At 62.4% G+C, this 20,560-nt stretch carries 27 protein-coding genes; 12 read left to right on the forward strand and 15 right to left on the reverse strand.

The features are described 5' to 3' along the window. Positions 1-29 precede the first annotated feature (29 nt). Complete coding sequence (locus R6U53_RS11210; RefSeq protein WP_410322451.1) at positions 30-1,136, forward strand: glycosyltransferase; 1,107 nt, start codon at positions 30-32, stop codon at positions 1,134-1,136. A gap of 159 nt (positions 1,137-1,295) precedes the next feature. After that, on the forward strand, positions 1,296-2,147 hold the full coding sequence (locus R6U53_RS11215) for a sugar phosphate isomerase/epimerase family protein (protein ID WP_410322452.1): 852 nt from the start codon (positions 1,296-1,298) through the stop codon (positions 2,145-2,147). Between the two features lie 25 nt (positions 2,148-2,172). Here the strand turns inward: R6U53_RS11215 and R6U53_RS11220 are convergent, their stop codons facing one another. The 7 genes from R6U53_RS11220 to R6U53_RS11250 form a co-directional block, all read right to left on the reverse strand. Beyond that, positions 2,173-2,766, reverse strand: coding sequence for a metal-dependent hydrolase (locus R6U53_RS11220; protein WP_410322453.1), 594 nt, complete (start codon positions 2,764-2,766; stop codon positions 2,173-2,175). 108 nt (positions 2,767-2,874) lie between these two features. Beyond that, on the reverse strand, positions 2,875-3,369 hold the full coding sequence (locus tag R6U53_RS11225) for a hypothetical protein (protein WP_410322454.1): 495 nt from the start codon (positions 3,367-3,369) through the stop codon (positions 2,875-2,877). Positions 3,370-3,569: 200 nt separating this feature from the next. Further along, positions 3,570-4,760, reverse strand: coding sequence for a Gfo/Idh/MocA family protein (locus R6U53_RS11230; protein ID WP_410322455.1), 1,191 nt, complete (start codon positions 4,758-4,760; stop codon positions 3,570-3,572). Between the two features lie 256 nt (positions 4,761-5,016). Beyond that, positions 5,017-5,544, reverse strand: coding sequence for a hypothetical protein (locus R6U53_RS11235; RefSeq protein WP_410322456.1), 528 nt, complete (start codon positions 5,542-5,544; stop codon positions 5,017-5,019). A 272-nt stretch (positions 5,545-5,816) separates the two neighbouring features. Continuing rightward, complete coding sequence (locus R6U53_RS11240) at positions 5,817-6,161, reverse strand: HalOD1 output domain-containing protein (protein ID WP_410322457.1); 345 nt, start codon at positions 6,159-6,161, stop codon at positions 5,817-5,819. 165 nt (positions 6,162-6,326) lie between these two features. Continuing rightward, positions 6,327-7,475 carry an alpha-D-ribose 1-methylphosphonate 5-triphosphate diphosphatase gene (locus tag R6U53_RS11245; protein WP_410322458.1) on the reverse strand — a complete coding sequence of 383 codons (1,149 nt, stop codon included), beginning with the start codon at positions 7,473-7,475 and terminating at the stop codon, positions 6,327-6,329. Positions 7,476-7,607: 132 nt separating this feature from the next. After that, the gene (locus R6U53_RS11250; RefSeq protein WP_410322459.1) at positions 7,608-8,039 is read right to left on the reverse strand and encodes a universal stress protein; all 432 of its coding nucleotides are present in this window, start codon (positions 8,037-8,039) and stop codon (positions 7,608-7,610) included. 114 nt (positions 8,040-8,153) lie between these two features. Here R6U53_RS11250 and R6U53_RS11255 point away from each other — a divergent pair, with 114 nt between their 5' ends. After that, on the forward strand, positions 8,154-8,597 hold the full coding sequence (locus R6U53_RS11255) for a thioesterase family protein (protein ID WP_410322460.1): 444 nt from the start codon (positions 8,154-8,156) through the stop codon (positions 8,595-8,597). Positions 8,598-8,629: 32 nt separating this feature from the next. On the opposite strand, the gene R6U53_RS11260 is transcribed toward R6U53_RS11255, so the two are convergent. Further along, positions 8,630-9,514 (reverse strand): halocarboxylic acid dehydrogenase DehI family protein, encoded by an 885-nt coding sequence (locus R6U53_RS11260; RefSeq protein ID WP_410322461.1) that lies wholly within the window; start codon positions 9,512-9,514, stop codon positions 8,630-8,632. A gap of 175 nt (positions 9,515-9,689) precedes the next feature. Next, positions 9,690-10,076: a secondary thiamine-phosphate synthase enzyme YjbQ gene (locus tag R6U53_RS11265; protein ID WP_410322462.1), complete on the reverse strand. Its 387-nt coding sequence runs from the start codon at positions 10,074-10,076 to the stop codon at positions 9,690-9,692. A gap of 102 nt (positions 10,077-10,178) precedes the next feature. On the opposite strand from R6U53_RS11265, the gene R6U53_RS11270 reads away from it, so the two are divergent. The 3 genes from R6U53_RS11270 (at position 10,179) to R6U53_RS11280 (ending at position 12,156) form a co-directional block, all read left to right on the forward strand. Further along, a complete protein-coding gene (locus tag R6U53_RS11270; protein ID WP_410322463.1) occupies positions 10,179-11,141 on the forward strand; it encodes a glutathione S-transferase family protein in 963 nt (320 codons plus the stop codon). 77 nt (positions 11,142-11,218) lie between these two features. Then, positions 11,219-11,371 carry a hypothetical protein gene (locus tag R6U53_RS11275; protein ID WP_410322464.1) on the forward strand — a complete coding sequence of 51 codons (153 nt, stop codon included), beginning with the start codon at positions 11,219-11,221 and terminating at the stop codon, positions 11,369-11,371. Between the two features lie 89 nt (positions 11,372-11,460). Then, positions 11,461-12,156: a carbonic anhydrase gene (locus R6U53_RS11280; RefSeq protein WP_410322465.1), complete on the forward strand. Its 696-nt coding sequence runs from the start codon at positions 11,461-11,463 to the stop codon at positions 12,154-12,156. A gap of 115 nt (positions 12,157-12,271) precedes the next feature. On the opposite strand, the gene R6U53_RS11285 is transcribed toward R6U53_RS11280, so the two are convergent. Next, entirely contained in the window at positions 12,272-12,466 is a 195-nt protein-coding gene (locus tag R6U53_RS11285; RefSeq protein ID WP_015408520.1) for a cold-shock protein, read from the reverse strand. A 134-nt stretch (positions 12,467-12,600) separates the two neighbouring features. Between R6U53_RS11285 and R6U53_RS11290 the strand changes: the two genes are divergently transcribed. Next, positions 12,601-12,915, forward strand: coding sequence for a cupin domain-containing protein (locus R6U53_RS11290; RefSeq protein WP_410322466.1), 315 nt, complete (start codon positions 12,601-12,603; stop codon positions 12,913-12,915). Between the two features lie 7 nt (positions 12,916-12,922). On the opposite strand, the gene R6U53_RS11295 is transcribed toward R6U53_RS11290, so the two are convergent. Further along, complete coding sequence (locus R6U53_RS11295) at positions 12,923-13,528, reverse strand: molybdenum cofactor biosynthesis protein B (protein ID WP_410322527.1); 606 nt, start codon at positions 13,526-13,528, stop codon at positions 12,923-12,925. A 159-nt stretch (positions 13,529-13,687) separates the two neighbouring features. On the opposite strand from R6U53_RS11295, the gene R6U53_RS11300 reads away from it, so the two are divergent. From R6U53_RS11300 to R6U53_RS11310, 3 genes are all read left to right on the forward strand, one after another. Continuing rightward, on the forward strand, positions 13,688-14,743 hold the full coding sequence (locus R6U53_RS11300; RefSeq protein ID WP_410322467.1) for a zinc-binding dehydrogenase: 1,056 nt from the start codon (positions 13,688-13,690) through the stop codon (positions 14,741-14,743). 43 nt (positions 14,744-14,786) lie between these two features. Further along, positions 14,787-15,059, forward strand: coding sequence for a hypothetical protein (locus R6U53_RS11305; RefSeq protein WP_410322468.1), 273 nt, complete (start codon positions 14,787-14,789; stop codon positions 15,057-15,059). 70 nt (positions 15,060-15,129) lie between these two features. Then, a complete protein-coding gene (locus R6U53_RS11310; RefSeq protein ID WP_410322469.1) occupies positions 15,130-16,395 on the forward strand; it encodes an MmgE/PrpD family protein in 1,266 nt (421 codons plus the stop codon). Here the strand turns inward: R6U53_RS11310 and R6U53_RS11315 are convergent. The 3 genes from R6U53_RS11315 to R6U53_RS11325 all read right to left on the reverse strand — a co-directional run bounded on the left by R6U53_RS11315 (position 16,381) and on the right by R6U53_RS11325 (position 17,732). Continuing rightward, on the reverse strand, positions 16,381-16,557 hold the full coding sequence (locus R6U53_RS11315; RefSeq protein WP_410322470.1) for a hypothetical protein: 177 nt from the start codon (positions 16,555-16,557) through the stop codon (positions 16,381-16,383). The genes R6U53_RS11310 and R6U53_RS11315 overlap by 15 nt on opposite strands. 109 nt (positions 16,558-16,666) lie before the next feature. Continuing rightward, positions 16,667-17,266, reverse strand: coding sequence for an NUDIX hydrolase (locus R6U53_RS11320; protein ID WP_410322471.1), 600 nt, complete (start codon positions 17,264-17,266; stop codon positions 16,667-16,669). A 52-nt stretch (positions 17,267-17,318) separates the two neighbouring features. Beyond that, positions 17,319-17,732, reverse strand: a complete 414-nt coding sequence (locus tag R6U53_RS11325) for an Lrp/AsnC family transcriptional regulator (RefSeq protein ID WP_410322472.1) — start codon at positions 17,730-17,732, stop codon at positions 17,319-17,321. A gap of 102 nt (positions 17,733-17,834) precedes the next feature. Between R6U53_RS11325 and carA the strand changes: the two genes are divergently transcribed. Beyond that, positions 17,835-18,896, forward strand: a complete 1,062-nt coding sequence (carA, locus tag R6U53_RS11330) for a glutamine-hydrolyzing carbamoyl-phosphate synthase small subunit (RefSeq protein WP_410322473.1) — start codon at positions 17,835-17,837, stop codon at positions 18,894-18,896. Continuing rightward, positions 18,784-19,203, forward strand: coding sequence for a bacteriorhodopsin (locus R6U53_RS11335; protein WP_410322474.1), 420 nt, complete (start codon positions 18,784-18,786; stop codon positions 19,201-19,203). The genes carA and R6U53_RS11335 overlap by 113 nt, the downstream gene beginning before the upstream one ends. A 4-nt stretch (positions 19,204-19,207) precedes the next feature. On the opposite strand, the gene hmgB is transcribed toward R6U53_RS11335, so the two are convergent. Continuing rightward, on the reverse strand, positions 19,208-20,545 hold the full coding sequence (gene hmgB / locus R6U53_RS11340; protein WP_410322475.1) for a hydroxymethylglutaryl-CoA synthase: 1,338 nt from the start codon (positions 20,543-20,545) through the stop codon (positions 19,208-19,210). Between the last annotated feature and the right edge of the window lie 15 nt (positions 20,546-20,560).

The following is a 20,560-nucleotide window of genomic DNA, read 5'->3' on the forward strand; positions in this document are numbered from 1 at the left end:
CCCCACCCGATCACTACCGCTGAGAACCGATGAGCCGCTCGGACGATCTCACCGTGCTCCTCATGGACGGCGATCGGTATCCGGAGAACCCGTACATGTCGCTGTCGATCGGCGCCCTCCGTGATCTCGGTGTCGACGTTCGAACGCCCGAACTCCCGCTGTTGTTCCCGTTGACCCGGACCGCGATCCGACACGGGGATGCTGACGTGATGCAACTCGATTGGGTCTACGATTACTACACCATCGGCCTCACCGGAAACGAACAGATCGATCGAGTTGCGACGATGCTGCGCGCCGCAACGATGCTTCTCGATCTCATCGTCGTCTCTTTGCTTCCGATCGCGGTCGTCTGGACCGTCCACAACGAACGCCACCACGAGGAGAAGTACCGTCGGACCGAACGGGTCGTCAACGAACTCCTCTTTTTCGTTGCTGACGCCGTGTCGGTCAAATGTCACGCCGCAATCGAGATGCTCTCGTCGATGTACACGTTCGCTGACTCGGCTGATTTCGCCGTCGTCCCGGACGGAAACTTCATCCCGGCGTACGAAAACGAGGTTTCCAGAGAGACCGCCAGAGCGGAGCTGTCGATCCCCAACGACGCGTTCGTGTGTCTCTTTTTCGGATTGGTCCGCGAGTACAAGGGCATTCCCGAACTCATCGAGGCGTTCGTCGAACTCGATGCGCCCGACACGGAGCTTTGGATCGTCGGCAATCCGCACACGGACGAACTACAACGGGAACTCGAAGCGCTCTCGTTCGGCATCGAAGACATCGAGACGGTCTTCGAGTTCGTCCCCGACAATCGGGTTCAGTACTACATGAACGCGGCTGACGTCCTCGCGTTGCCGTACCGGAACATCCTCAACTCGGGGTCGGCTCACCTCGGGCTCTCCTACGGGACGCCAGTGGTCGCGCCGGCGATCGGCTGTCTCCCCGAGACGCTCCCGAGCGGAAACTTCCTGTACGATCCGGACGATCCGGATGGGCTCAAAACGGCATTGGACCGGGCCAGAGAACACCTCGATCTCGAATCGATCGCCCGATCGAACTACGAACACGCGGTCGAGCAGGACTGGGAGACCGCCGCCGCGCGACTGACCGAGGTGTACCGTCTCGCGCTCGATCGCTCGTGATCCGCTCCCCGCATGGCGAACGCAGGATCGCCCCCTACGAGCGGAATTCTGATCGATAAGCCGTCCATTACCAAGGTCGTGCTCGGTTCATCTGTGGTAATGATCTCGGAGTCTATATCGGCGACTGCACAGTCGAAACCGCCCCGCCCGGCCATCCAGATGCACTCTCTCAGAACGGACGCCGACCCGCTTCCCGAGACGATCCGGCGCGTCGCAGCCGCGGGCTACGAAGGCGTCGAATTCGCCGGCCGGTTTCTCGACGCGGACCCCCACGCCGTTCGATCGGCCCTCGACGAGACTGGGATCGTCCCGGTCGCGGCCCACGTCGACCTCGGGCGGATCGAACGGAACCCCGAGGCGATCGTCGACCGGTGTCGAATCGCGGGCTGTCGTCGAGTCGTCGTTCCGCACGTCGGGTCGGGACACTTTCGAACGACCGATCGAACCGACGCGCTGGTGGACCGGCTCACGACGCTCGTCGACCGCTTCGAAACGGACGATATCGAGTTTACCTACCACAACGCCCGTCACTCGTTCACCCCGCCACTCGACCGATTCGTTCCGTCGTCGATTACCGCTGTGCCGCTGCCGCTGGACGGGTGGCATCGAGCGGCGACGGCGATCGGACGCCTTTCGGGACGTCACGGGTCCGACCTCGCGAGTCGAACCGGCTTCGGACGCCTCCTCGAACGGACGCCGGATGCCCTCACCTTCGAGATCGATGTGGGGTGGGTCGTCGCCGCGGGATACGATCCACGATCCGTCTTCGAACTGGTTGGGGACCGGTTGGCGTCGGTCCACATATCGGACGTCGCCGTCTCCAGCCGCTTCCCGAAAGCATACGTTTCTGCCTCGCCGGGTGAGGGGATCGTCGATCTCGCGGGGGCGGTCGCGGCCGCCCGTGAGACCGACGCTGAGTGGCTGGTATTCGAGGACGACACCGCGTTCGATCCAGCGAGTACGATACAGCTGGGGATCGAGATTGTCGGTGGGGATACTGTATCGGATTAATCTTACCCCCGGTGGATTCTACCGATCACGTCGAACGGCCCCGAAAGACCGCTCTATGAACCCACACGAAGATCGGACGGGCTCCTGGTAAACCGTCGTAGATCCACAGCGCGCTGCCGACTGCGACCGAGCCGAGTTGGAGAACGAGGATGGGGGTGATTTCGAGCGCGAGTAGCTGGGTCGCATATTCGAAGAGAAGCGTGCTGACGCCGTCGAGAAACGAACCGGGATCCGAGCTGGTAGTTGGGTTTCCGAACGGCCACAAAATCGGATCCAGATACAGTCGCCCCCGGGAGACGGAGGCCGGAATCACGTCCCCGACGAGATGCAGGAGGTATCCGAAGCCGAAGCCGATGCCGATCCGTCCGAATCCTGCTCGTCTCGTCACCGCGTATCCAAGCAACGATACCGCGGCCGCGATGAACACGGAGTGGGCGACCCCCCACCCGGTTTCGAACAGCCCGTACTGCCATGCAAGCGGCTTATCGACGACGTCCGGGAAGAGAGATCCGAACGCGAGCAGGACTGTCGGAAGGTGTTCCGGAGGGGCTCGATGCCGTACGTGCATGTACAACGAAAAAAAGACGTACGCGAAGAGGACGTGTTCCCAGGGCCACATTCGTGCTCGAATCTGTCGTGACCGACCGATAGTTATGTCGAGACTATCGGTTCGCGCTGCTCTCGGATGAGTCCGCTTTCGGAACGATCGGCGGCCTGCGATCGGTTCTCAGCGAGGTCGGCCTTCGAAATCCGGTACGTCCCGTCGGAGGTGTTCGATATCACCGTTCGAAGGGTCGATCCGATCGGTTGCGACGTAGATGCCCGCATCGCCGTCGACCGCCACGTCGCGAATGTCACCGCTGAATCGGTATCGTCTGTTCTCGTTTCTCACGACGCCTTCGGCGCTGCGTCCGGAGATACGAGCGGTCGCGTCCTCGCTCGCCCCCGCTCCAGGTTCGAGTTCGCCGTCGACCGTGAGTTCGTATCTCGATATCGTTTCCCCTCCACGTATGAGCAGATATCGTTCGGTCCTATCGCTTCTCGGTTTCGGTGAGGATCGCGAGGCGGCCCGTCCCGCGGCGCCAACGAGCGTCGCGAGCGTCCCGACCCCGAACTGGAGGTATCGCCGGCGCGGTAAGGGTAGACTACCGCCGCCACCTCCCGACGTTCGCTCCGGGTCGCTTGTTTCCGCACTCGCCTCCTGTGTCCGCCTGTGTGCCATGCGGTCGGTAATCAGTTACTAACTGGAATAAGTGTTGCGATTATTACATTTTTCGGGATTCGTGACTGTCTCGATATATTACGATTATCGCGGTAATGCCGGCTTACTGGACCCAAATCGTCTATTTTTCGCACACGTTTCCGCCCGATCACTCGAGCCGCGGATGACTCCTTGGACGCTCCCACGTCCCCCGTACGGACTCAATCGGCCGGCAGTTCCTCCTCCTCCGTCGCGTCGGGTTCCTCGGTCGCCCACGTCGGGGACGATCCCAACACCCCCTGGTCGTTCATGGCCTCGAGGGGGTTATCGTCGATGTCAAGCGGGAGGTGTGCCCGGCCGCGCTGGCGAACCGATTGCCAGCTTGCGAAGACGAGTTCGGTCCCCCGCAGTACGGACCGACCGGATATGATCGGCTCATCCCCCGAAGAGAGCGACGAGACGAGGTGTTCGATCGCCCGCTCGTAGTGCGTCGGCGGATCGGAAAACCGCTCGATCTCGATCGGGAGGACGCCGACCAGTTTCTTCACCGCCGCTGTCTTGATGTCCGGCGAATAGCTGTACACCGTCTCGTTGTCCGTATCGATAGCCTTCCAGCCGCCGTCGGTTCGCAACCGCAGCGGCGGTCCGTCGTCGGGTTGAATCTCGATCTCACCGTCGGTACCGACGAGTCGGAGGTACGCATCGACGAGCGTCGGACCCTCCTCGGCGGTCGAGGCGAACCCCATCGTTCCGTCCGCGTATCTCCACTGCGAGATTGCCCGCGTCTCGTTGATCGCCCCGAACCATCGGTTCTCACGCGCGTAATCGATCCCCGAGAGGACCCACTCCACGCGCTCGCCGTCGGTGAACAGATCACAGAGATCGAACAGATGCGCGCCGGCGTCGAAGAGGTTCACCTCGGACCACTCGACGCGCCGAAGCTCACCGATTTCTCCCGCGTCCAAGAGCGCTTTCGCTCGTTGGACGGGCTTTGAGAACCGACGCTGGTGGTCGATGGTCAACTGGACGTCCTCTTGTTCGCAGACCTCGACCATCCGCCGGCAGTCCTCCCACGTGGTGGCCATGGGCTTCTCACAGTGGACGGCCTCGACGCTCGGTGCCTTCGCACAGTCGATCACCAGTTCGGCATGCACCGCCGGCGGAACGCAGATACTGACGATGTCCGGTTCCACCTCCGAGAGCATCTCCTCGTGATCCTCGTAGACGCCGTCGAGGTCGTAGTGTTTCGCGAACGCTTCGGCGTTCTCCCGAACGATGTCTGCACACGCCACGAGCGAACACGAATCGAGTCGTTCGTACCCCCCCGCGTGCCGGTACGCCATCGCGTATCCATCGCGATCCCGCTTTTCGGGATTCGCTCCGGTCCCCACTATCGCAACACGATATGTCATCGATGTCTCTACTCGGATCTCACTCAATAGTATACGCTTGTTAATGGGTCGTCCCGTTCGCCCCGAGCGGAACGCCCGCTCGACGTTTGGTAGTACGCGTCGATCTTCGTTTGGAAAGGGCCCTCCGAAGCACGCCCGCAGGTGCTGGCACACAGGCTGACAGGCGAGTACGGAGGTGCCACTCATACATTCCATACGAATAAATATAAATGTACTGTAAAGCCCGGGCCCGATCCATCGCTCTCCGTTCGACGACTTACTGTGAAATCGACGCTTCCGTCGATTCGGAACCGTTCTCATAGCGCCGGTGGAAGAGGCTCACGACGACGACGCCCACCAGAACCGCGATTCCGACGTAGAGCGGACGCACGATCTGATTTCCGAGCAGGCTCGCGGACACGTAGACGAGCAGTCCCACAACGCCGACAACGAGGTACAGCCGATCCCAGGCGACGTCGGACGTTTCGGTGTTGAAGTACTTGACGAGCTCGTCAACGCGGTCCGTTGGACCGACGATTCCGGATTCGGAGTCGAAGGTGACCACCCCGGCGTTTTCCAGTTTCGGAACGTGCGTCTGATAGAGCGAGACGTACGTTCGCTTGCGCTGTTGCGCGGAGAGTTCTTCGGGAGGGACATCGTTCTCGATCGCCGCGAGCTCGGTCGCTAACTCTCCGAGTTCGACGCCGTCGGTGCCCTGCAACCGCTGCAGGAGCAAGCGCCGTCGGCCGTTGCTCAGAAGGTCGAACGCCGTGTCCTGGGGGAGTGTCGTTGATTCGGTGTCCATCGTTTCGGAGTTTGCCCGATCGTGCGCGATAACGGATACACGTTCTCAAGACAGCCGCTTTGTTAGGTGTCGGCTACCTCCGTGGCGCTCTTCGCCCGCGCCGGGAGGGACAACGATACGGCACAGCCGTCGTCGCCCGCTCGTTAACGGACTGTCCGTTCGTATTCGTATACTCGTCGTCGTCGATCGATCAGACCGCGTCTCTGGATACTCCCCGCTGTACCGGGGTTTAGGATCGGAAAACGAAAATACGTCCCGCCGGAATGGTGGCCTTACTCGCGAGCGGGCGTCGATCGGACCTCGATCTCGCCCGTGTTGTGAACGGTCACCCGCCGCTCGGCGAAGCGGAATGATATTTCCACCGTGGCGTCGTGGTCGGTCGGTACCTCTGATCGGACGAGCGCGTTCAGTGCGTCCGGATCGATGGCATCGTAAAGGGGTTCGAGCTCGGTCGCTTCGCGATCGGCGGCGGCAGAAACCGTTTCGATAACTGCCGTCGTGGGATCCGTCGAAGACCACTCGTACTGTGCCCGGACGATCCCTCCACCCTCGGTGTTCTCCGATCCAGCGTAGGTGTTCCCTCCCAGTACGGGTGAGGCTTCGACTTCGTCACTCATTGATTACCTCCTTATCATTGGGATATCGAATAACTCTTGTGAGAACTGTTAATGCGTTGCTCCGCCGTTGTTTCGCGTCTTCCGCGATGAAACGAGCGACGTGCGCGCGTCACGCCGAGTTTCGCCGCCCTCGATATTCACCGGTGAAGTCTCGATCGGCCCGATTCAGCCGGCTCGGAACACGTCCCGACCCTCGACGAAGACGCGCCCGACCGTCGGCATCGGGTGCGGATCGACGATGATCACGTCCGCACGGTTCCCAGCCACCACTCGCCCACGATCCGCGAGCCCAGCCGCGACGGCCGGCGCGGCGGTCACGCGCCGGATGCGGTCGACCAGGGGTTCGCCCGTCTCGACGAACGGTGCCGCGAGCAGCGACGGTGGATGATAGTCGCTACACAGCACGTCCACAACCTCGTGGTCGATCGCGTCTCGAACCCCCAAATTCCCCCACAGACTCTCGCCGCGGACCAGGTTCGGTGCACCCATCACCGTGGTGAGCCCGCGGTCGGTCGCCCGTATCGCGGCTCCCAGAGTTATCGGGTACTCGCTTATCGACACGCCGAGATCCGCCATCGTGTCGACGGTCGCGGGCGCTTCGTCGTCGTGGGACGCCAACGGGACGTTCCGGTCGCGTGCGAGCTCCGCCACTCGATGGATCTGGCTCTTGAGGACGGTCTGCGACGTTGAGCGTCGCTTTGCGGCGAACGTTTCGATCTCGTCGGTCGAACAGTTTCGGTTCGCCGTGTAATGCCGTTTGAACCCCTCCTCGTCGAACTGTCCGTCGCCGGGGGCGTGGTGCATCACCGACACGAGATCGACCGGGAGCTCATCCGTCAGTCGCTCAACCGCGGACACGCTTTCGGGTGTGAGCTCACAGCGTGCGTGGACGCGTTGATCGCCGAGCGTGTATTCGGCGTTCGAAATCTCGTTGCAGATCTCGCTGGCGCCCTCGAAGCTCCTGTTCTCGGTCGGATTGTCCTCGAACGCGATCGCGTGAAACTTCGTCGTCACACCGTTGGACAGGTTGATCCGATCGGTCGTGACCAACGCGGTCGATGGATCGACCTGCGCCTCGACTCGAGGCTGGCGTTGCTGTTCGATATCATCGCCGTGTAAGTCGATCAACCCCGGCATGACGATCCTACCGTTGGCGTCGATCCGTCTCGTGACCGACGATACTTCCTGGGGGGTCGGCGACCTCCCGACGGCTTCGATCCGCGTTCCCGAGATGACGAGGTACCCTCCCTCGATGACGCGGTCGGGCGTAACGACACGTCCGTTTTCGATGAGGGTCCGCTCCGTCGCGGTCATCGCGCTGCGGCCTCCAAATGCGCCCGTCTCCCCAGTGCCCTATTGAAACATCGCGAGAACATGTCCCTGCATAGCAGGGGATTCCATTTTGTTATGCGAGTTCTAAACCGACGAACGACCGCCTCGTTCCCCTCACTCCTCGTCGGCACGTACTGTCAACACGGGACACTCCGCGGATCGAACGATTTTCTCCGCCACGCTGCCGAGGAGGTATCTATCGATCCCCCGCCGTCCGTGTGTGCCCATCACGATCAGTCCGATGTCGTGTTCGTCGACGTACTGCAGTATCTGTCTGTACGGCGAGCCTCCAGCGACCGTCCCCTGAATCGACTCGACGCCTGCCTCCAACGCCTTCGACCGAGCTTCCTCGAGAATGCGCTCTCCCTCCTCCCTGAGAGCGCCCAACACGTCCGCTGGCCCCGCCTCGACGACCGGATACGTCTCCTCGACGACGTAGAGTACGTGTAGCGTTGCGTCGTACGTCTTCGCGTGGTCGATCGCGTGATCGAGCGCGGCCGCAGCCCCTCCACTCCCGTCGGTCGGAAACAGGATCTGATCGTACATGCGCACACGTACGGCCGCATGGTACCTCAACCTGTCCGTGATTCTCGGTCCGCAGGGGTACGTTTCACGAGATTGACGACAATTTCTATTAGTCCACTCCGCCCGTGTGCGTACATGGATGCTCTTCCGGCCCCCGGGATCACCGCCGAACGGACGTTTCGAGTCGAGCCTCGCCACACGACGAACCTCTTTGGAACGCAGGAACGGCCGCCCGGACTGCCCGCCGCGGCGGATGCCGATCCCGACGAATCGATGCGGGTACTCGGTACGCCACAGCTTCTCGCGGAAGTCGAGTTTCTCGGTCGCGAATCGCTGCGCGGAACGCTTCCCGACGGATGCGGCGTCGCCGGAACGAGCGCCGAAGTGAGACATCGCCGCGCCGTTCCGGTCGGTCGTTCGGTGCTCGTCAGGACGGAGCTGACCGAGGTAACCGACCGGACGCTCACGATCGAGGGCGTGCTACGCGTTATCGAATCCGATCGGCCCGTCGGTGAAGTGGTAAACACACTGCAGGTGGTCGAACGTCGGCCGTTCCTCGAACGGATCGATCCTGCGTAAATCGTCTCAGTGCCCCGCGAACGCGCCGGGCGTTATCGTACGTCCCGCTCACCGACGACGCGCAGGGTGTCGGCGAAGACGTGAATCGACGGGACGACCGTCTCGATCGCGCCGAGGTTGAACTCCCTGAACAGCGCTGTGAGGTCTTCGATCGCGTCCTCGTCGAGCCCGCGCGAGCTAAGAACGTCCGTCCCGAGCTGTGGCTCGTACGGGAGCGATTCCACGTACCCTTCGACGATTTCGCGGGCATCGGAACAGCCATCGGCGAACGCATCGTCGCGAAGCGCCGGATCGATGTCGCCCCACGACCGTTCGAGATAGCCCGGCCACTGCGCCAGACATCGGTGAACGCTCGGCAACCCCTCGTCGATCCCGTGAAACGACTGGATCGACTCGACCGTCTCCGCGAGACCGGCGGGTGGGTCGTCGAAGGCCGCCAGCGTCGGCGGTGCCCCTCGGTCTCGATCCAGCGACGGCTCCAACGGTTCGGTCGCGAGTGGAGTATCCACCGGCGCCGTCCCGACCGGTTGGCCCGACAGCGCCCGATCGACGAGTTCGAAAAGCACAGCGAGCCGCGGTGCCACCACGTCGAACGTCGCCAACTGGCGGCGGAGTTCGGCGTATTCGGCGGGCGAAACGTCGACGTCCTCGCGACGATAGACCGGGAGGTCGCGTTCGGACTCGACGGCGCTCAACACGGCATCGCGATACTCGATCGAGACGCGGCCGAACTGTCTGGTCTCGAACGCCGGCTTGATCTGTCCCCACATGTGTCTGACGAACTCGGGGTGGTTCGCCATCGTCGTCCGGAAGATCCAGTTGACGATCGGTGCCCGGAACGTGTGCTTGATATCGTCGTAGAGCCCGCGTTTCCACCCCGTCGCTTCGTAGTCGTACAGCTGTGTGCTCGTGTCCATTCTCCGATATAACACGGGAGTGGCAAAAAAGGCTACTGCCGGCGCGGAGCAGCGACTTCTCCCGCGGAGTCCGCTACAGATTAGCAAGGCGAGCGCCTCGGGATCATCGGACGGCGCCGTCTTCCCGGATGACGAGAGATCGCCGGTCCCTCGAAGCACGTGCCCCCGAGGCGGTTCACTCGACACTCGGCGTCGCCATCACGGACAGCGACCGCGTCCGCGGCCCGTCGAACTCGATCAGCAGGATCGACTGCCACGTTCCCAACGCCAGTTTCCCGTCGCGAACCGGAACGCAGACGCTTCGGCCGATCAGCGACGATCTGAGGTGCGAATCGGCGTTGTCGTCGAGGGCGTCGTGTTTCCACCCCTCCGGGGCCGACAGTCCCGAAACGAACGTTTCGATGTCGTCCAACAGGCGCGGTTCGGCCTCGTTGATCGAGACCGCCGCCGTCGTGTGCTCGACGAACACCGTACAGACGCCGCCGTCGATATTCGGGAGCCCCTCGGCGACTCGTTGCGTCACGTCCACGACGTCGATTCTGCTCTCAGTGATCACCTTCATGCTGGTGAAGTACGCACCGACTCGACTAATCGCTGCCCCCGATCTCGGCAAAAGCACGTATTCGCCCCGAACACTATCCGTCGTCGACGAGTATTCGTGGGTATGCATCAGTTCATCGACGGCGAATGGCTGAGCAAGTACGAGGCGACCGACGAGGACGGGTCGTTTCAGCGACAGCCGACGTCGTTCCGCGATCGGGTCGCCCCCGACGATGTCGAGACCGGCCGGTATCACCTCTACGTGAGCTACGCGTGTCCGTGGGCTCACCGGACGCTCATCACGCGAAAACTGCTCGGACTGGAGGATGTCATCTCCGTCGACGTCGTCGATCCGTTCCGCGCCGAGGGCGGGTGGCAGTTCACACCGGGAAAAGACGGGTGCACCGCGGACTCGATCAACGGCTTCGCCTACCTCCGGGAGGCCTACGTCGAGGCCGATCCGAACTACACCGGGCGCGTGACCGTGCCGGTGTTGTGGGACACGGCCGAGGGGACGATCGTCAACAACGAATCCCGCGAAGTGATGCGGAACCTGACGACCGCCTTCACCGAGATGGACAACGGTATCGACCTCGCTCCCGAGGAGCTGCGCGATGAGATCGACGAGACGCTCGATCGGATCTACGAACCGATCAACAACGGGGTCTATCGAACGGGGTTCGCCGACACACAGGATGCGTACGACGACGCCGTCGCGGAACTGTTCGACGCCCTCGATCACTGGGATTCGGTGCTCGAAACGCAACGTTACCTCGTCGGCGACCGACTCACGGAGGCCGATGTCGCGATGTACACGACGCTCGTCCGGTTCGACGAGGTCTATCACACCCACTTCATGTGCAATCACAGCCTCATCCGCGAGTACGACCATCTGTGGCCGTATCTGCGGGACCTCTACACGACGCCGGGATTCGGCGAGACGACGAAGATGGACCACATAAAACAGCACTATTACATGACCCATCCGGACGTGAGTCCGAAGCGGATCGTGCCGATGGGCCCCGATCCGGCGTTCGGAGCCCCACACGATCGGGACGAACTGCCCGGGCAGCCGCCGGCCCGATAGCACACAGTCCGCGATCGTCGGCCACACCTCGGCGGTGACAAAGACTATATATTATCATGGTATAGTGTGACATAGTTATGCCTGACACGAAGCGTGGGCGCGAACGAAAAGGTCGGATGAAGCGAGCACAGCGTCGTCAGTACGAGATCGAACAGGCGGTCGAGGCGCGCGACCGCGAGTTGGACTTCGACGAACTCTACGAGGACGTCGAGATCGAACTCGACCTTTGATCGCGCCGCCGGGTCGCGCGCGATGGGTCAGTTCCCTCCGTTCGTCCCGAGATGGCTACGATTTTAGTTTCGGACCATGAGGCGTACGTATGGCCGAAACGACGCTCGTGGATCTTCTCAAACGAAACGATAGCCACGTTGACTCGCTCCAAAAGGGGTATTTCGACGCCGTTCAGTCCGGACAGATGCCGGCGGTCGTCTCCGTTTGCTGCTCCGACTCGCGCGTCTCACAGGAGGGGATGTGGGACGTCGACGAACCGGGTTGGCTCTTTACCGCCGGCAACATCGGCAATCAGGTTCGTGACCGCTTCGACGGGGAGGACGTCGTCAGCGGGGACGTCCTGTATCCCATTCGGTTTACCGAAACGACCCTAGCTGCCGTCGTGGGACACACCGGCTGTGGTGCCGTCACCGCCACACTCGAACGGGCCCGGTCGGACGAGTCGACGCCGCTTCCTGCGGGGATCGAAAAACGCGTCGAGTCGCTACTACCGATAGTCGAGGCCGGTCTCGACGACGACCGGATCACCGACGATGGGACGGTCGGGTTGATCGATCAACTCGTCGAGTACAACGTCGACCGACAGGTCGAGTTTCTGAAAAGGGCGGACTCGGTTCCCGACACCACGACCGTCGTAGGCTTCGTCTACGACTTTCAGGGCGTCTACGACGACGCGCTCGGTCGGTGTTATCTCGTCAACCACGACGGGGAGACGTCACTCGAGGCGCTTCGAGCCGTCGTTCCGGACCGATTCGAGGATCACGTCCGTCGACTCGTCGCCTAAATCATCTCGGGGTCACACTTCCAGACTCCCGTCTCCTCCTACCGCTCTCACATTCGGTAGCGTCGGCCCTACGGGCGTAAAATAAAGTGGTCGAAAGCGATACGAGTCGTCGGCCTTACAGGCGGGTCAGGTTCGTCGCGCGGGGGCCTTTGTCGGCCTCCTCGATGTCGAACTCGACTTCCTGTCCTTCTTCGAGGTCCGGGCCGCCGACATCCTCCATGTGGAAGAAGACGTCCTCGTCCGCGTCCTCAGTGTCAATAAAGCCGTATCCGCCAGTGTCGTTGAAGAAATCAACCGTTCCGGTTGCCATCTTGTAATCACAGCGTAGCCGTACATATAACCTTTCCGGGATCGGGCCGCTCCGAGCGGAGGGTAGGTCTCGCGAATCGTCCGCACGGCTCACGCTTCTGCAAGAATTAACTAGGTCTGCCTCGAAGAGAGCCTATGACGCTGAACGAACTCCCCGATATCAACCCCGCTGCCGGAACCGTCGAGACCGCCGAGCTCGTCGTTGAGGACGACGTACTCGTGAAACTGTTCGCGCTCGGTCCCGGCGGGGCCTTCGACCCACACGTCCATGACGACTGCGAGAACGTCTTTCACCTGCTGGAGGGTGAGGTGATCGTTACCCGAGGTGAGACTGAGGAGACGATTCGTGCGCCCGCCGTCATCCACAATCCCCGGGGCATCGAACACGGTGCACGGAACGAACGCGACGAGCGGGCGCTGTTGACCGCTAGCCTCTGTCCGTTGCCCTGACCTCGAGCTACTCTTCGGCTTCCTCGCGTCGCGCCAGACCGGCCAAGTGGGGCGCTTCCTCGACGACGATCGATTCGACTCCCAGACGTGCCGCACTCTCGCTTCCCGGCAAACAGAACACCGGTACGCCATCGGCGATCCCGGCCGTCGCGCGCGTGCCGACGACGCGCGTCCCGATCTCTTCGCGAGAGAGACTCCGGAACAGTTCGCCGAACCCGGGTAGCCGTTTGTCGAAGAGCGGTTCCGTCGCCTCGACGGTTACGTCGTCAGGCGTGACGCCGGTCCCACCGGTCGTGACCACGCAGTCGGTGTCTCCTCTGTTGACGAGTCGGTTGACGATGTTCTGCACCGTGTCTGCGTCGTCGTTTATCAGCTCTCGAACCGTGACCGTGTGCCCGGCGTGCGTCACCGCCTCGGCAATGGCATCGCCCGCGGCGTCCTCGTCGAGCCCGCGACTCGACGAGACTGTCACGATCGCAATGCCGAGGTCATGGATGTCGTGGTGGTGGTGGCCGGGATGGTCGTGACCGTGCTCGTCGCCCCCGCCGTCGTGGTGGTGTTGATTCCGCCCGTTGGCTCCGTCTTCGCCCATCGTCGCATCCGCCGTGTTCATCGGTTCATCCATACTGGTCTCACGGAGGCGGAGGGCGAAAAAAGACCGGTTCGATTCGCCTCGACCTCCGCGGCTGGTCTCCGCTCGGAGGCTGGGATAAGGCAATGATGGATGACTGACTTCGCTAGTGTTTTGCACCCTCGGAACACACTCGCGAACATGAAGGCGATATTCTACGAAGAGCACGGTTCGGCGGACGTACTCCAGTACGGTGACTTCCCGGATCCGGAAATCGATCCCGAAGAAGTCCTCGTCGAAATCAAAGCCGGCGGGCTGAACCACCTCGACGTCTGGACCCGCAAGGGGATGCCCAGTCCCGAGGAATTGCCGCACATCCCCGGTAGCGACGGCGCGGGCGTCGTCAGCGAGGTCGGCGATCGGGTCACTCGGTTCGAACCAGGCGATCGCGTCGTCGTCGATCCGGGACTGTACTGCGGTGAGTGCGAGTTCTGTCGGAAGGGCGAACAGTCGCTCTGCGTGGATTACAAGATCACGGGAGAGCACGTCCGCGGCGTCCACAGCGAGTTCGCCGCCGTCCATCAGGACAACCTCCTCGATCTCCCCGAGGGCGTCGACTTCGTGACGGCCGCGGCTGCACCGCTCGGCTTCCAGACCGCCTGGCGTATGCTGCGGACACGCGTCGGAATCGACCAATCGGACAGTGTTCTGGTGTTGGGTGCCTCAGGCGGCGTCGGTCACGCTTGCGTCCAGATCGCCGCCAACGAGGGTTGTGAAGTGTTCGCGACGGCGTCCTCGGACGATAAGCTCGAGCACGCGCGAGCGTGCGGAGCCGACCACCTGATCAACTACGAGGAGGAGTCGTTCGCCGACGCAATCAAGGAACTGACCGACGGCCGCGGCGTCGACGTCGTCGTCGATCACATCGGCGCGGCGACGTGGGACGATTCGCTGAGCGCGGCCGCCCACGGCGGATCAGTCGTCACCTGCGGGGCGACGTCGGGTGTCTCCCCCGAGACGAACATCCCGAAAGTGTTCTGGAAGCAGCTCGATATCCTCGGTTCGACGATGGGGACGCCGGGCGAGATGGACGACGTGATGGCGAAGGTGTTCGACGGTACGTTCGAACCGCACGTCCGGGAGGTCCTGCCGATGAGCGACGCTCAGCGGGCCCACGAGATGCTCGAATCCCGCGAGGGGTTCGGCTCCGTCGTCGTCGTCCCCGACGACGAGTACGACCCCAGCGACTACGAGTGATGCACCAAGATCGATCGACGCGAAACGGTCTCCGTCTGTGGGCATGAGCGACGGCACCGACCGTGATGTGTCCCTTCCCGACGACGACTCCCCGATCGTCCATCCCGAGGCCGTCGACCGAACGTTCGATTGGCGCGGTTGGTCGCTCGTCGGTGCGATCTTCGTCGCGTTCCTACTCGTCCCCGGGTTGATCTACCTGTATCCACACGCCCCATCGAACGTTGGTCTCTCGTTTTGGGACACGTACCTCGTGTTGCCGATGATCCCCGCGATCGTTCTCGGGCTACTCGCGGTATGGGCGACGACCCGGCCTTGAGCGATGCGAACCCGCTTTCGGTCGAACGGTCCGCGGAACGCTTTTTTGCGATCCCGATGTGATACGTGGTATGATGTCGACCCGGGACATCGCCGAGTTCGTGGTCGGGACGGAGTACGACCGGCTCCCGGATGCCGTTCGTGAGGCGACAAAGCGGCGACTTCTCGACGCCCTCGCCGTCGGCCTTCACCACCGGGACGACGCGTCCGTCGACGCCGTTCGCCGGGGCATTGCGACCGATCGGGGTTCCGCCGGCCGCAGTCGGGTGTGGGGTACCGACCTAACCGTGTCTGCGCCTCGCACCGCGATGGCCAATGCCGCCTCGGTCGCCGCCGGAAACGCCCCTACGTTTCTGTCCCCGACGCCGGCACCTGCGGCCGGTTCGATCGCGGCCGTTCTCGCCGTTGCTGACGATCGCGGGGCGACCGGTGAGGAGACGATCGCCGGCCTCGCGGCCGCGCTCGAACTCCACGGCGAGTTAGCGTGGCGCGCGCCCCTCGACGAACTGCATCCGGCCACGCATACGGCCGTCGCCGCAACAGCAGGGGTGGGACGGATCACGGGGCTCGACGTTTTCGAACTCTCGAGCGCCCTCGGGAACGCCGCGAGTCGTGTGACGCTCGGCGTTGGTGACGACGCATTCGTCCCGATCGCGACGGGGACCGCCGCGCTCGAAGCGACTTACGCCTGTCTGCTCGCCGACGGTGGCGTCGATGCCGCCGACAGCATGATGGCGAAAAACGGCTGGCACGACCTCGTCGGTCCGTTCGACTTGGATTTCGACCCGGGCTGTGAGCGCGTTCGGGACGCCGCTATCCTTCCCTACGATGCGAGTCCCTACGAGCAGTCAGCGATCGGCGCAGCGATCGAACTCGCGGACCGAGATCCCCTCGATCCGGCTGACATCGACGCGGTAACAGTAGAGACAGTCGACGATGCTGAACCGGCCGTCGATCCCGAACGGATCGCGGCCGCACTCGTCGACCGAGAGCTCTTCGTCCATCGGGCCACACGCGAAGATATCCGGCCGGTTCTCGATGCCGTTACCGTTACGGCCGACGGGAGATTGACAGAACAGGCGGAGCGCGGAACTGCTCCGGTCCGCGTTTCCGTCGAGTACAGGGACGAATCCACCGCCGAGGTGCGTCTCGACCACTTCAACGGACACCCCGCCACGCCAGCGTCGTGGGGGACCGTTGCGGATAAATTTCACGTGCTTTCGGAAGCCGTCTACGGACGGGAGCGACGCGAACGAATAGTCAGAACCGTTCGAACTTTCGAGGCCGAAAGCGCCGACGAACTCGCTCGGTTGCTCGATCGATCAGGTCGCGTGTGAGCCGTCCGTGGGCTCGATCGGTGAGGGGGCGATTGCGCCGGAGGTCCGGGCGTAGTGGCGGAGTCTGGACCGCGGGATTTCCGCCCGCTTTGCGGCCTCGGCTTCCGTCAACTGTCCGGTCAGATACAGGAGTACCGCTCTCCGGACCCTCTTATTGTTCATCGTCGTCGTATGTGATTATTTGTGTGACATACCTAAATCTTTCTCCGCAAATTGGTTTCAAGTGTGTTGTATTTAGTCACAAATATTCACGAAGAGAATACTATTCGCCTCAACCGTCCCCGAAGTCACGCCGCATCGCGATCTCGAACCACGGGCAGAGCCGGAGTTGCCGATACCACCGCGGGTTCCGATGGAGGCGCTCGTAGGGCACCCACATCACGCCCGCAACCTCCTCTTCGTCCGGGTCGAGCGTCCGATCGTCCAGCGTACACTGCAATACCGAGCAGATCTCCCACTCGAGCCCGTCGTTCAGGTAGTAGCGTTTGTACTCGAATTTGTCCGTCACTTGGAGGTCGTCGTACTGATCCGGCGTGACGCCGAGCTCCTCTTCGAGACGCTCTTCGGTGGCCTCCAGTTGTGTCTGTCCCTCGACCGGATGGGATGCGACCGTACCGTCCCAATACGTGTCCCACAGCCGCTTTCCTGGGGCGCGCTGTGCGAGGAGGATGTTACCTTCGTCATCGAAGACGAGCGCGGTGAACGCGCGATGTCGGATTCCGCCCCCCGTGTGGGCGTCAATCCGGTTGACGAGTTCCTCGGGACTGTCGTCGCCGTCGACGGCGATTACGTCCTGTCCGGCGTTCTTGTGGCTCGAAAGCTCTTCGGAATTCGATCTCGAACCGGAGGGATCGCTGTCGTCCGTACTCATACCGGAGCAGACGCACGACGACGTTATGGAGTCTTCGACTCGCCCGGGCTTTTTACCCGCGTTTCTCGTCGAGGATGAGCCGCGTTTTCGTCGAGACGACTTCGTCTAATTCCCGAGCACGGGTTATCAGGTCGTTGAGCGTTCCCGTATCGGTCGTGTCGACGACGACGACCACGTCTTCTTCCCCGGAGACCTGCCAGACGAAATCGACTTCCGTCCAGTCGGCCATCCGCTCGGATATCGTTCCGGTATCGACATCGACCGCGACCCCGATCTCGATCATCGCCTTGACGTTCCCCGTCCGGGTTGCGACGGTAAATCGCTCTATGACGCCCGATTCGAGGAGCTGTTCGACGCGATTGCGGACCGTCCCCTCGGAAGTACCGACCCGGTCGGCGATCTCGGTGTAGGGCGTTCGCGAATCGCGACGGAGGATCGCGAGGATCTGACGATCGAGGTTGTCCATCGAGATGTGTGCGTTCTTGCCGATCTCACTTACAGATTACGAATTTCGTAGTGATCCTTCGAACACAAGCGTTAATTGCGGGTGAGTCATACGCATCTCGTAATGACGCAGGCCTACGTGGCGCTGGAGAACGGTCAGATTATCGAAGCACGTTCGCGCTCCCCTGGCCGTACCCGCGGTGAACTCGTCTTCACTACCGCCTACACCGGCTACGAGGAATCGCTCACGGACCCAAGCTACGAGGAACAGATCCTCACCTTCTCGTACCCACTGATCGGAAACTACGGAGTTCGAGAGGACCGATTCGAGTCGAATCGAGTTCACCCCCGTGGTGTCGTCGCGAGGGAACTCACCGAAGACGTCGCCGAGTGGCTCCGATCCGAGGATGTCCCTGCCGTGGACGAACTCGACACTAGAGATCTCGTCACCGGCATTCGAGAGCAGGGTGCGATGCGCTGTGGGATTGCCGCCGGCCCCGACGCAACGGCCGCCGAGGCCGAGGCCGAACTCGAGGCATGTAAGGGAATGAGCGAACATACGGACATTGGCTCGCAGGTCTCAGTCGAGGAGCAGGTCACGTACAATCCCGACGGTGTTGGCCCGACGGTCGCCCTGCTCGATTGTGGCGCGAAGGGCTCGATCGCCAGCTCGCTCGTCGAACGCGATGCCGTCGTCGAGAAACTTCCATACGATGCGACCGTCGCGGATATCGACTCGGTCGATCCCGATATCCTCTTCATCTCGAATGGCCCCGGCGACCCAGAGAATTTCGAGGCGGCGGCGGCGCTCGTCGAGGAGTTCGTCGGCGAGGTCCCGTTGGCCGGTATCTGTCTCGGCCAGCAGGTCATCGCAAACGCTCTCGGTGGCGAGACACAAAAGATGGAGTTCGGGCACCGCGGTGTCAACCAGCCCGTTCGCGACCTCCGATCCGATCGAGTCGTCATGACGACTCAAAATCACGGCTACACGGTTTCCGAACCCGGCAATCTCGACGTCACACAGATCAACGTTAACGACGATACCCCCGAAGGGCTCGAAAGCGACGAACTGGATGTCATCACCCGCCAGTACCACCCCGAGGCGAATCCCGGTCCTCACGATACGCTCGGTTTCTTCGACGACGTGCTCGCGATGGTCGAATCCCCCGAAGCGGCTGAACAGTAGCGACTTTTTCATCGGTCCGGCGACCGCCACAGCGGCACCACGTTCGGATGGCACCCCAACGCTGTACGTTCGCCTCCGGAATCCGACGATCATTCTCTGGTCGGTCTACCCGTTAGTTCGGGTGCTCGGGTCTGCTGGATTCGGGCTGTTGACGCTGACTGTCGAAGCTACACCGATTGCGTATCTCGATTCTGTGACGAAAGTCGGGGTCGGACTCATCGCGCTCGATCCGAGCGCGACGATGCGGTCCGAATTCGGAGGGTCACCCGCCGACACCGACGCAGAGATCCCCTCGAGCGCAGATTAAAACGTTACTCGACGTACCGGTATTTTCGCTCGCCCATCCGTCCCCACCCGTCGAAGGCGAACTCGGATTCGGGAACGGTGAATTCCTCGACAGCGGACTCCTCGTCGTAGTTGTGGGCGTCGTGGACGTCCTCGTACTCCTCGAAGGTGAGTTCGTACCGCGATTCGAGTCTGTCGTCGATGTCGAGTGCCTCGATCTCCTCGCGCCAGTTCTCTTGAACCGTCTCGACGTGAATTTCGGCCTGCGCACCCGAGCCGTACGAGCCGACGAGCAGCCGCTCTCCGGTCGCGTCCTCGCCGGCCTCCGCGAGCGCTTTCAGCCCCGAAACACGGGCGACGTGTACCGATCCGGTGTACCAGTTCCCAACGTGACGCGAGAGCGTCAGCGTCGGATCGATCGTCCGGTTGTACCACGCTTGGTAGCGGTCGGTCCCTTTCAGCGCGTCCGTGTATTCCGAGATCGCCTCCAGATACGCCTCGTCGGAGTCGAACGCTTCCGATCGCGGCTGGCGACCGATCTCTTCGGCGAGTTCCTCCTCGATCTCCGTATCCCGGGTGATGTGGCGGTACGCGAGGACGGCCGCCTTCCGAACCATCCCCGGGAACGGGGTGTGGAACGGGCCCAGTCGGAAGTCGTCGGGGTGTATCTTCCCACCGACGCGCTCGTAGTCGATGAGTGCCTCGCGCATCCGCGCCAGGTAGACGTTCACAGAGCGCTTGCCGTCGACGCTCGGGAACTGCTGTTGTGGTTTCAAGAAGTCCGTCTCGTCGGCCGAGCCGTAGCCCTGTTCGGTCGACAGTTCGACGAGGTTCGGCTCCTCATCGATCAACATCGCGACCGCCCCCGCCCCCTGCGTCGCCTCGCCGGGATCGTCGCGCGCGTACAGCGCCGTGTCCGTCGCGATGACGAGCGCCGCGCGCCCGCGATTCCGCCCCGCCTTGATCCAGTTGTAGGCGTCGTCGATGCTCTGGGTGCCCGCCACGCAGGCGAACTTCCGCTCGCCTTTGTTCGCGTGGTGGAAGTCCCCCTCGAAGACCTGTTCCAGACAGCCCGCGATGTACGTCGAGACGGGCTTGGAGTGGTCGAACGCCGACTCGGTCGCCACGTCGATCCGGCCGATGTCGTCTGGTTTCAATCCTTTTCGCTTCAGTAATCGGTGGGCGGCGTTCGCGCCCATCGTGACGATGTCCTCGTAGGTGTCCGGGAACGAACTGGCGTACAGACCGAGTCCCTTGGTGTACTTTTCGGGCGCGTCCCCCATCTCCGGTGCGAACGTCTCCGCGAGATCGAGCCTGAGTTTCCCCGTGTGGATTTCGACGGCGTCGATTCCTACGCTTGTCATATCGGATACTCTACG

Origin of the sequence: Natronomonas sp., from assembly GCF_046483325.1 — an archaeon.
Taxonomy (GTDB): domain Archaea; phylum Halobacteriota; class Halobacteria; order Halobacteriales; family Haloarculaceae; genus Natronomonas.

Excerpts from the sequence above, each read along its gene's own strand:
- R6U53_RS11210 (WP_410322451.1), top strand. The coding sequence starts at position 30 with ATGAGCCGCTCGGACGATCTCACCGTGCTCCTCATGGACGGCGATCGG.
- R6U53_RS11215 (WP_410322452.1), top strand. The coding sequence starts at position 1,296 with ATGCACTCTCTCAGAACGGACGCCGACCCGCTTCCCGAGACGATCCGG.
- R6U53_RS11220 (WP_410322453.1), bottom strand. The coding sequence starts at position 2,766 with ATGTGGCCCTGGGAACACGTCCTCTTCGCGTACGTCTTTTTTTCGTTG.
- R6U53_RS11225 (WP_410322454.1), bottom strand. The coding sequence starts at position 3,369 with ATGGCACACAGGCGGACACAGGAGGCGAGTGCGGAAACAAGCGACCCG.
- R6U53_RS11230 (WP_410322455.1), bottom strand. The coding sequence starts at position 4,760 with ATGACATATCGTGTTGCGATAGTGGGGACCGGAGCGAATCCCGAAAAG.
- R6U53_RS11235 (WP_410322456.1), bottom strand. The coding sequence starts at position 5,544 with ATGGACACCGAATCAACGACACTCCCCCAGGACACGGCGTTCGACCTT.
- R6U53_RS11240 (WP_410322457.1), bottom strand. The coding sequence starts at position 6,161 with ATGAGTGACGAAGTCGAAGCCTCACCCGTACTGGGAGGGAACACCTAC.
- R6U53_RS11245 (WP_410322458.1), bottom strand. The coding sequence starts at position 7,475 with ATGACCGCGACGGAGCGGACCCTCATCGAAAACGGACGTGTCGTTACG.
- R6U53_RS11250 (WP_410322459.1), bottom strand. The coding sequence starts at position 8,039 with ATGTACGATCAGATCCTGTTTCCGACCGACGGGAGTGGAGGGGCTGCG.
- R6U53_RS11255 (WP_410322460.1), top strand. The coding sequence starts at position 8,154 with ATGGATGCTCTTCCGGCCCCCGGGATCACCGCCGAACGGACGTTTCGA.
- R6U53_RS11260 (WP_410322461.1), bottom strand. The coding sequence starts at position 9,514 with ATGGACACGAGCACACAGCTGTACGACTACGAAGCGACGGGGTGGAAA.
- R6U53_RS11265 (WP_410322462.1), bottom strand. The coding sequence starts at position 10,076 with ATGAAGGTGATCACTGAGAGCAGAATCGACGTCGTGGACGTGACGCAA.
- R6U53_RS11270 (WP_410322463.1), top strand. The coding sequence starts at position 10,179 with ATGCATCAGTTCATCGACGGCGAATGGCTGAGCAAGTACGAGGCGACC.
- R6U53_RS11275 (WP_410322464.1), top strand. The coding sequence starts at position 11,219 with ATGCCTGACACGAAGCGTGGGCGCGAACGAAAAGGTCGGATGAAGCGA.
- R6U53_RS11280 (WP_410322465.1), top strand. The coding sequence starts at position 11,461 with ATGGCCGAAACGACGCTCGTGGATCTTCTCAAACGAAACGATAGCCAC.
- R6U53_RS11285 (WP_015408520.1), bottom strand. The coding sequence starts at position 12,466 with ATGGCAACCGGAACGGTTGATTTCTTCAACGACACTGGCGGATACGGC.
- R6U53_RS11290 (WP_410322466.1), top strand. The coding sequence starts at position 12,601 with ATGACGCTGAACGAACTCCCCGATATCAACCCCGCTGCCGGAACCGTC.
- R6U53_RS11295 (WP_410322527.1), bottom strand. The coding sequence starts at position 13,528 with ATGAACACGGCGGATGCGACGATGGGCGAAGACGGAGCCAACGGGCGG.
- R6U53_RS11300 (WP_410322467.1), top strand. The coding sequence starts at position 13,688 with ATGAAGGCGATATTCTACGAAGAGCACGGTTCGGCGGACGTACTCCAG.
- R6U53_RS11305 (WP_410322468.1), top strand. The coding sequence starts at position 14,787 with ATGAGCGACGGCACCGACCGTGATGTGTCCCTTCCCGACGACGACTCC.
- R6U53_RS11310 (WP_410322469.1), top strand. The coding sequence starts at position 15,130 with ATGATGTCGACCCGGGACATCGCCGAGTTCGTGGTCGGGACGGAGTAC.
- R6U53_RS11315 (WP_410322470.1), bottom strand. The coding sequence starts at position 16,557 with ATGAACAATAAGAGGGTCCGGAGAGCGGTACTCCTGTATCTGACCGGA.
- R6U53_RS11320 (WP_410322471.1), bottom strand. The coding sequence starts at position 17,266 with ATGAGTACGGACGACAGCGATCCCTCCGGTTCGAGATCGAATTCCGAA.
- R6U53_RS11325 (WP_410322472.1), bottom strand. The coding sequence starts at position 17,732 with ATGGACAACCTCGATCGTCAGATCCTCGCGATCCTCCGTCGCGATTCG.
- carA (WP_410322473.1), top strand. The coding sequence starts at position 17,835 with ATGACGCAGGCCTACGTGGCGCTGGAGAACGGTCAGATTATCGAAGCA.
- R6U53_RS11335 (WP_410322474.1), top strand. The coding sequence starts at position 18,784 with ATGTCATCACCCGCCAGTACCACCCCGAGGCGAATCCCGGTCCTCACG.
- hmgB (WP_410322475.1), bottom strand. The coding sequence starts at position 20,545 with ATGACAAGCGTAGGAATCGACGCCGTCGAAATCCACACGGGGAAACTC.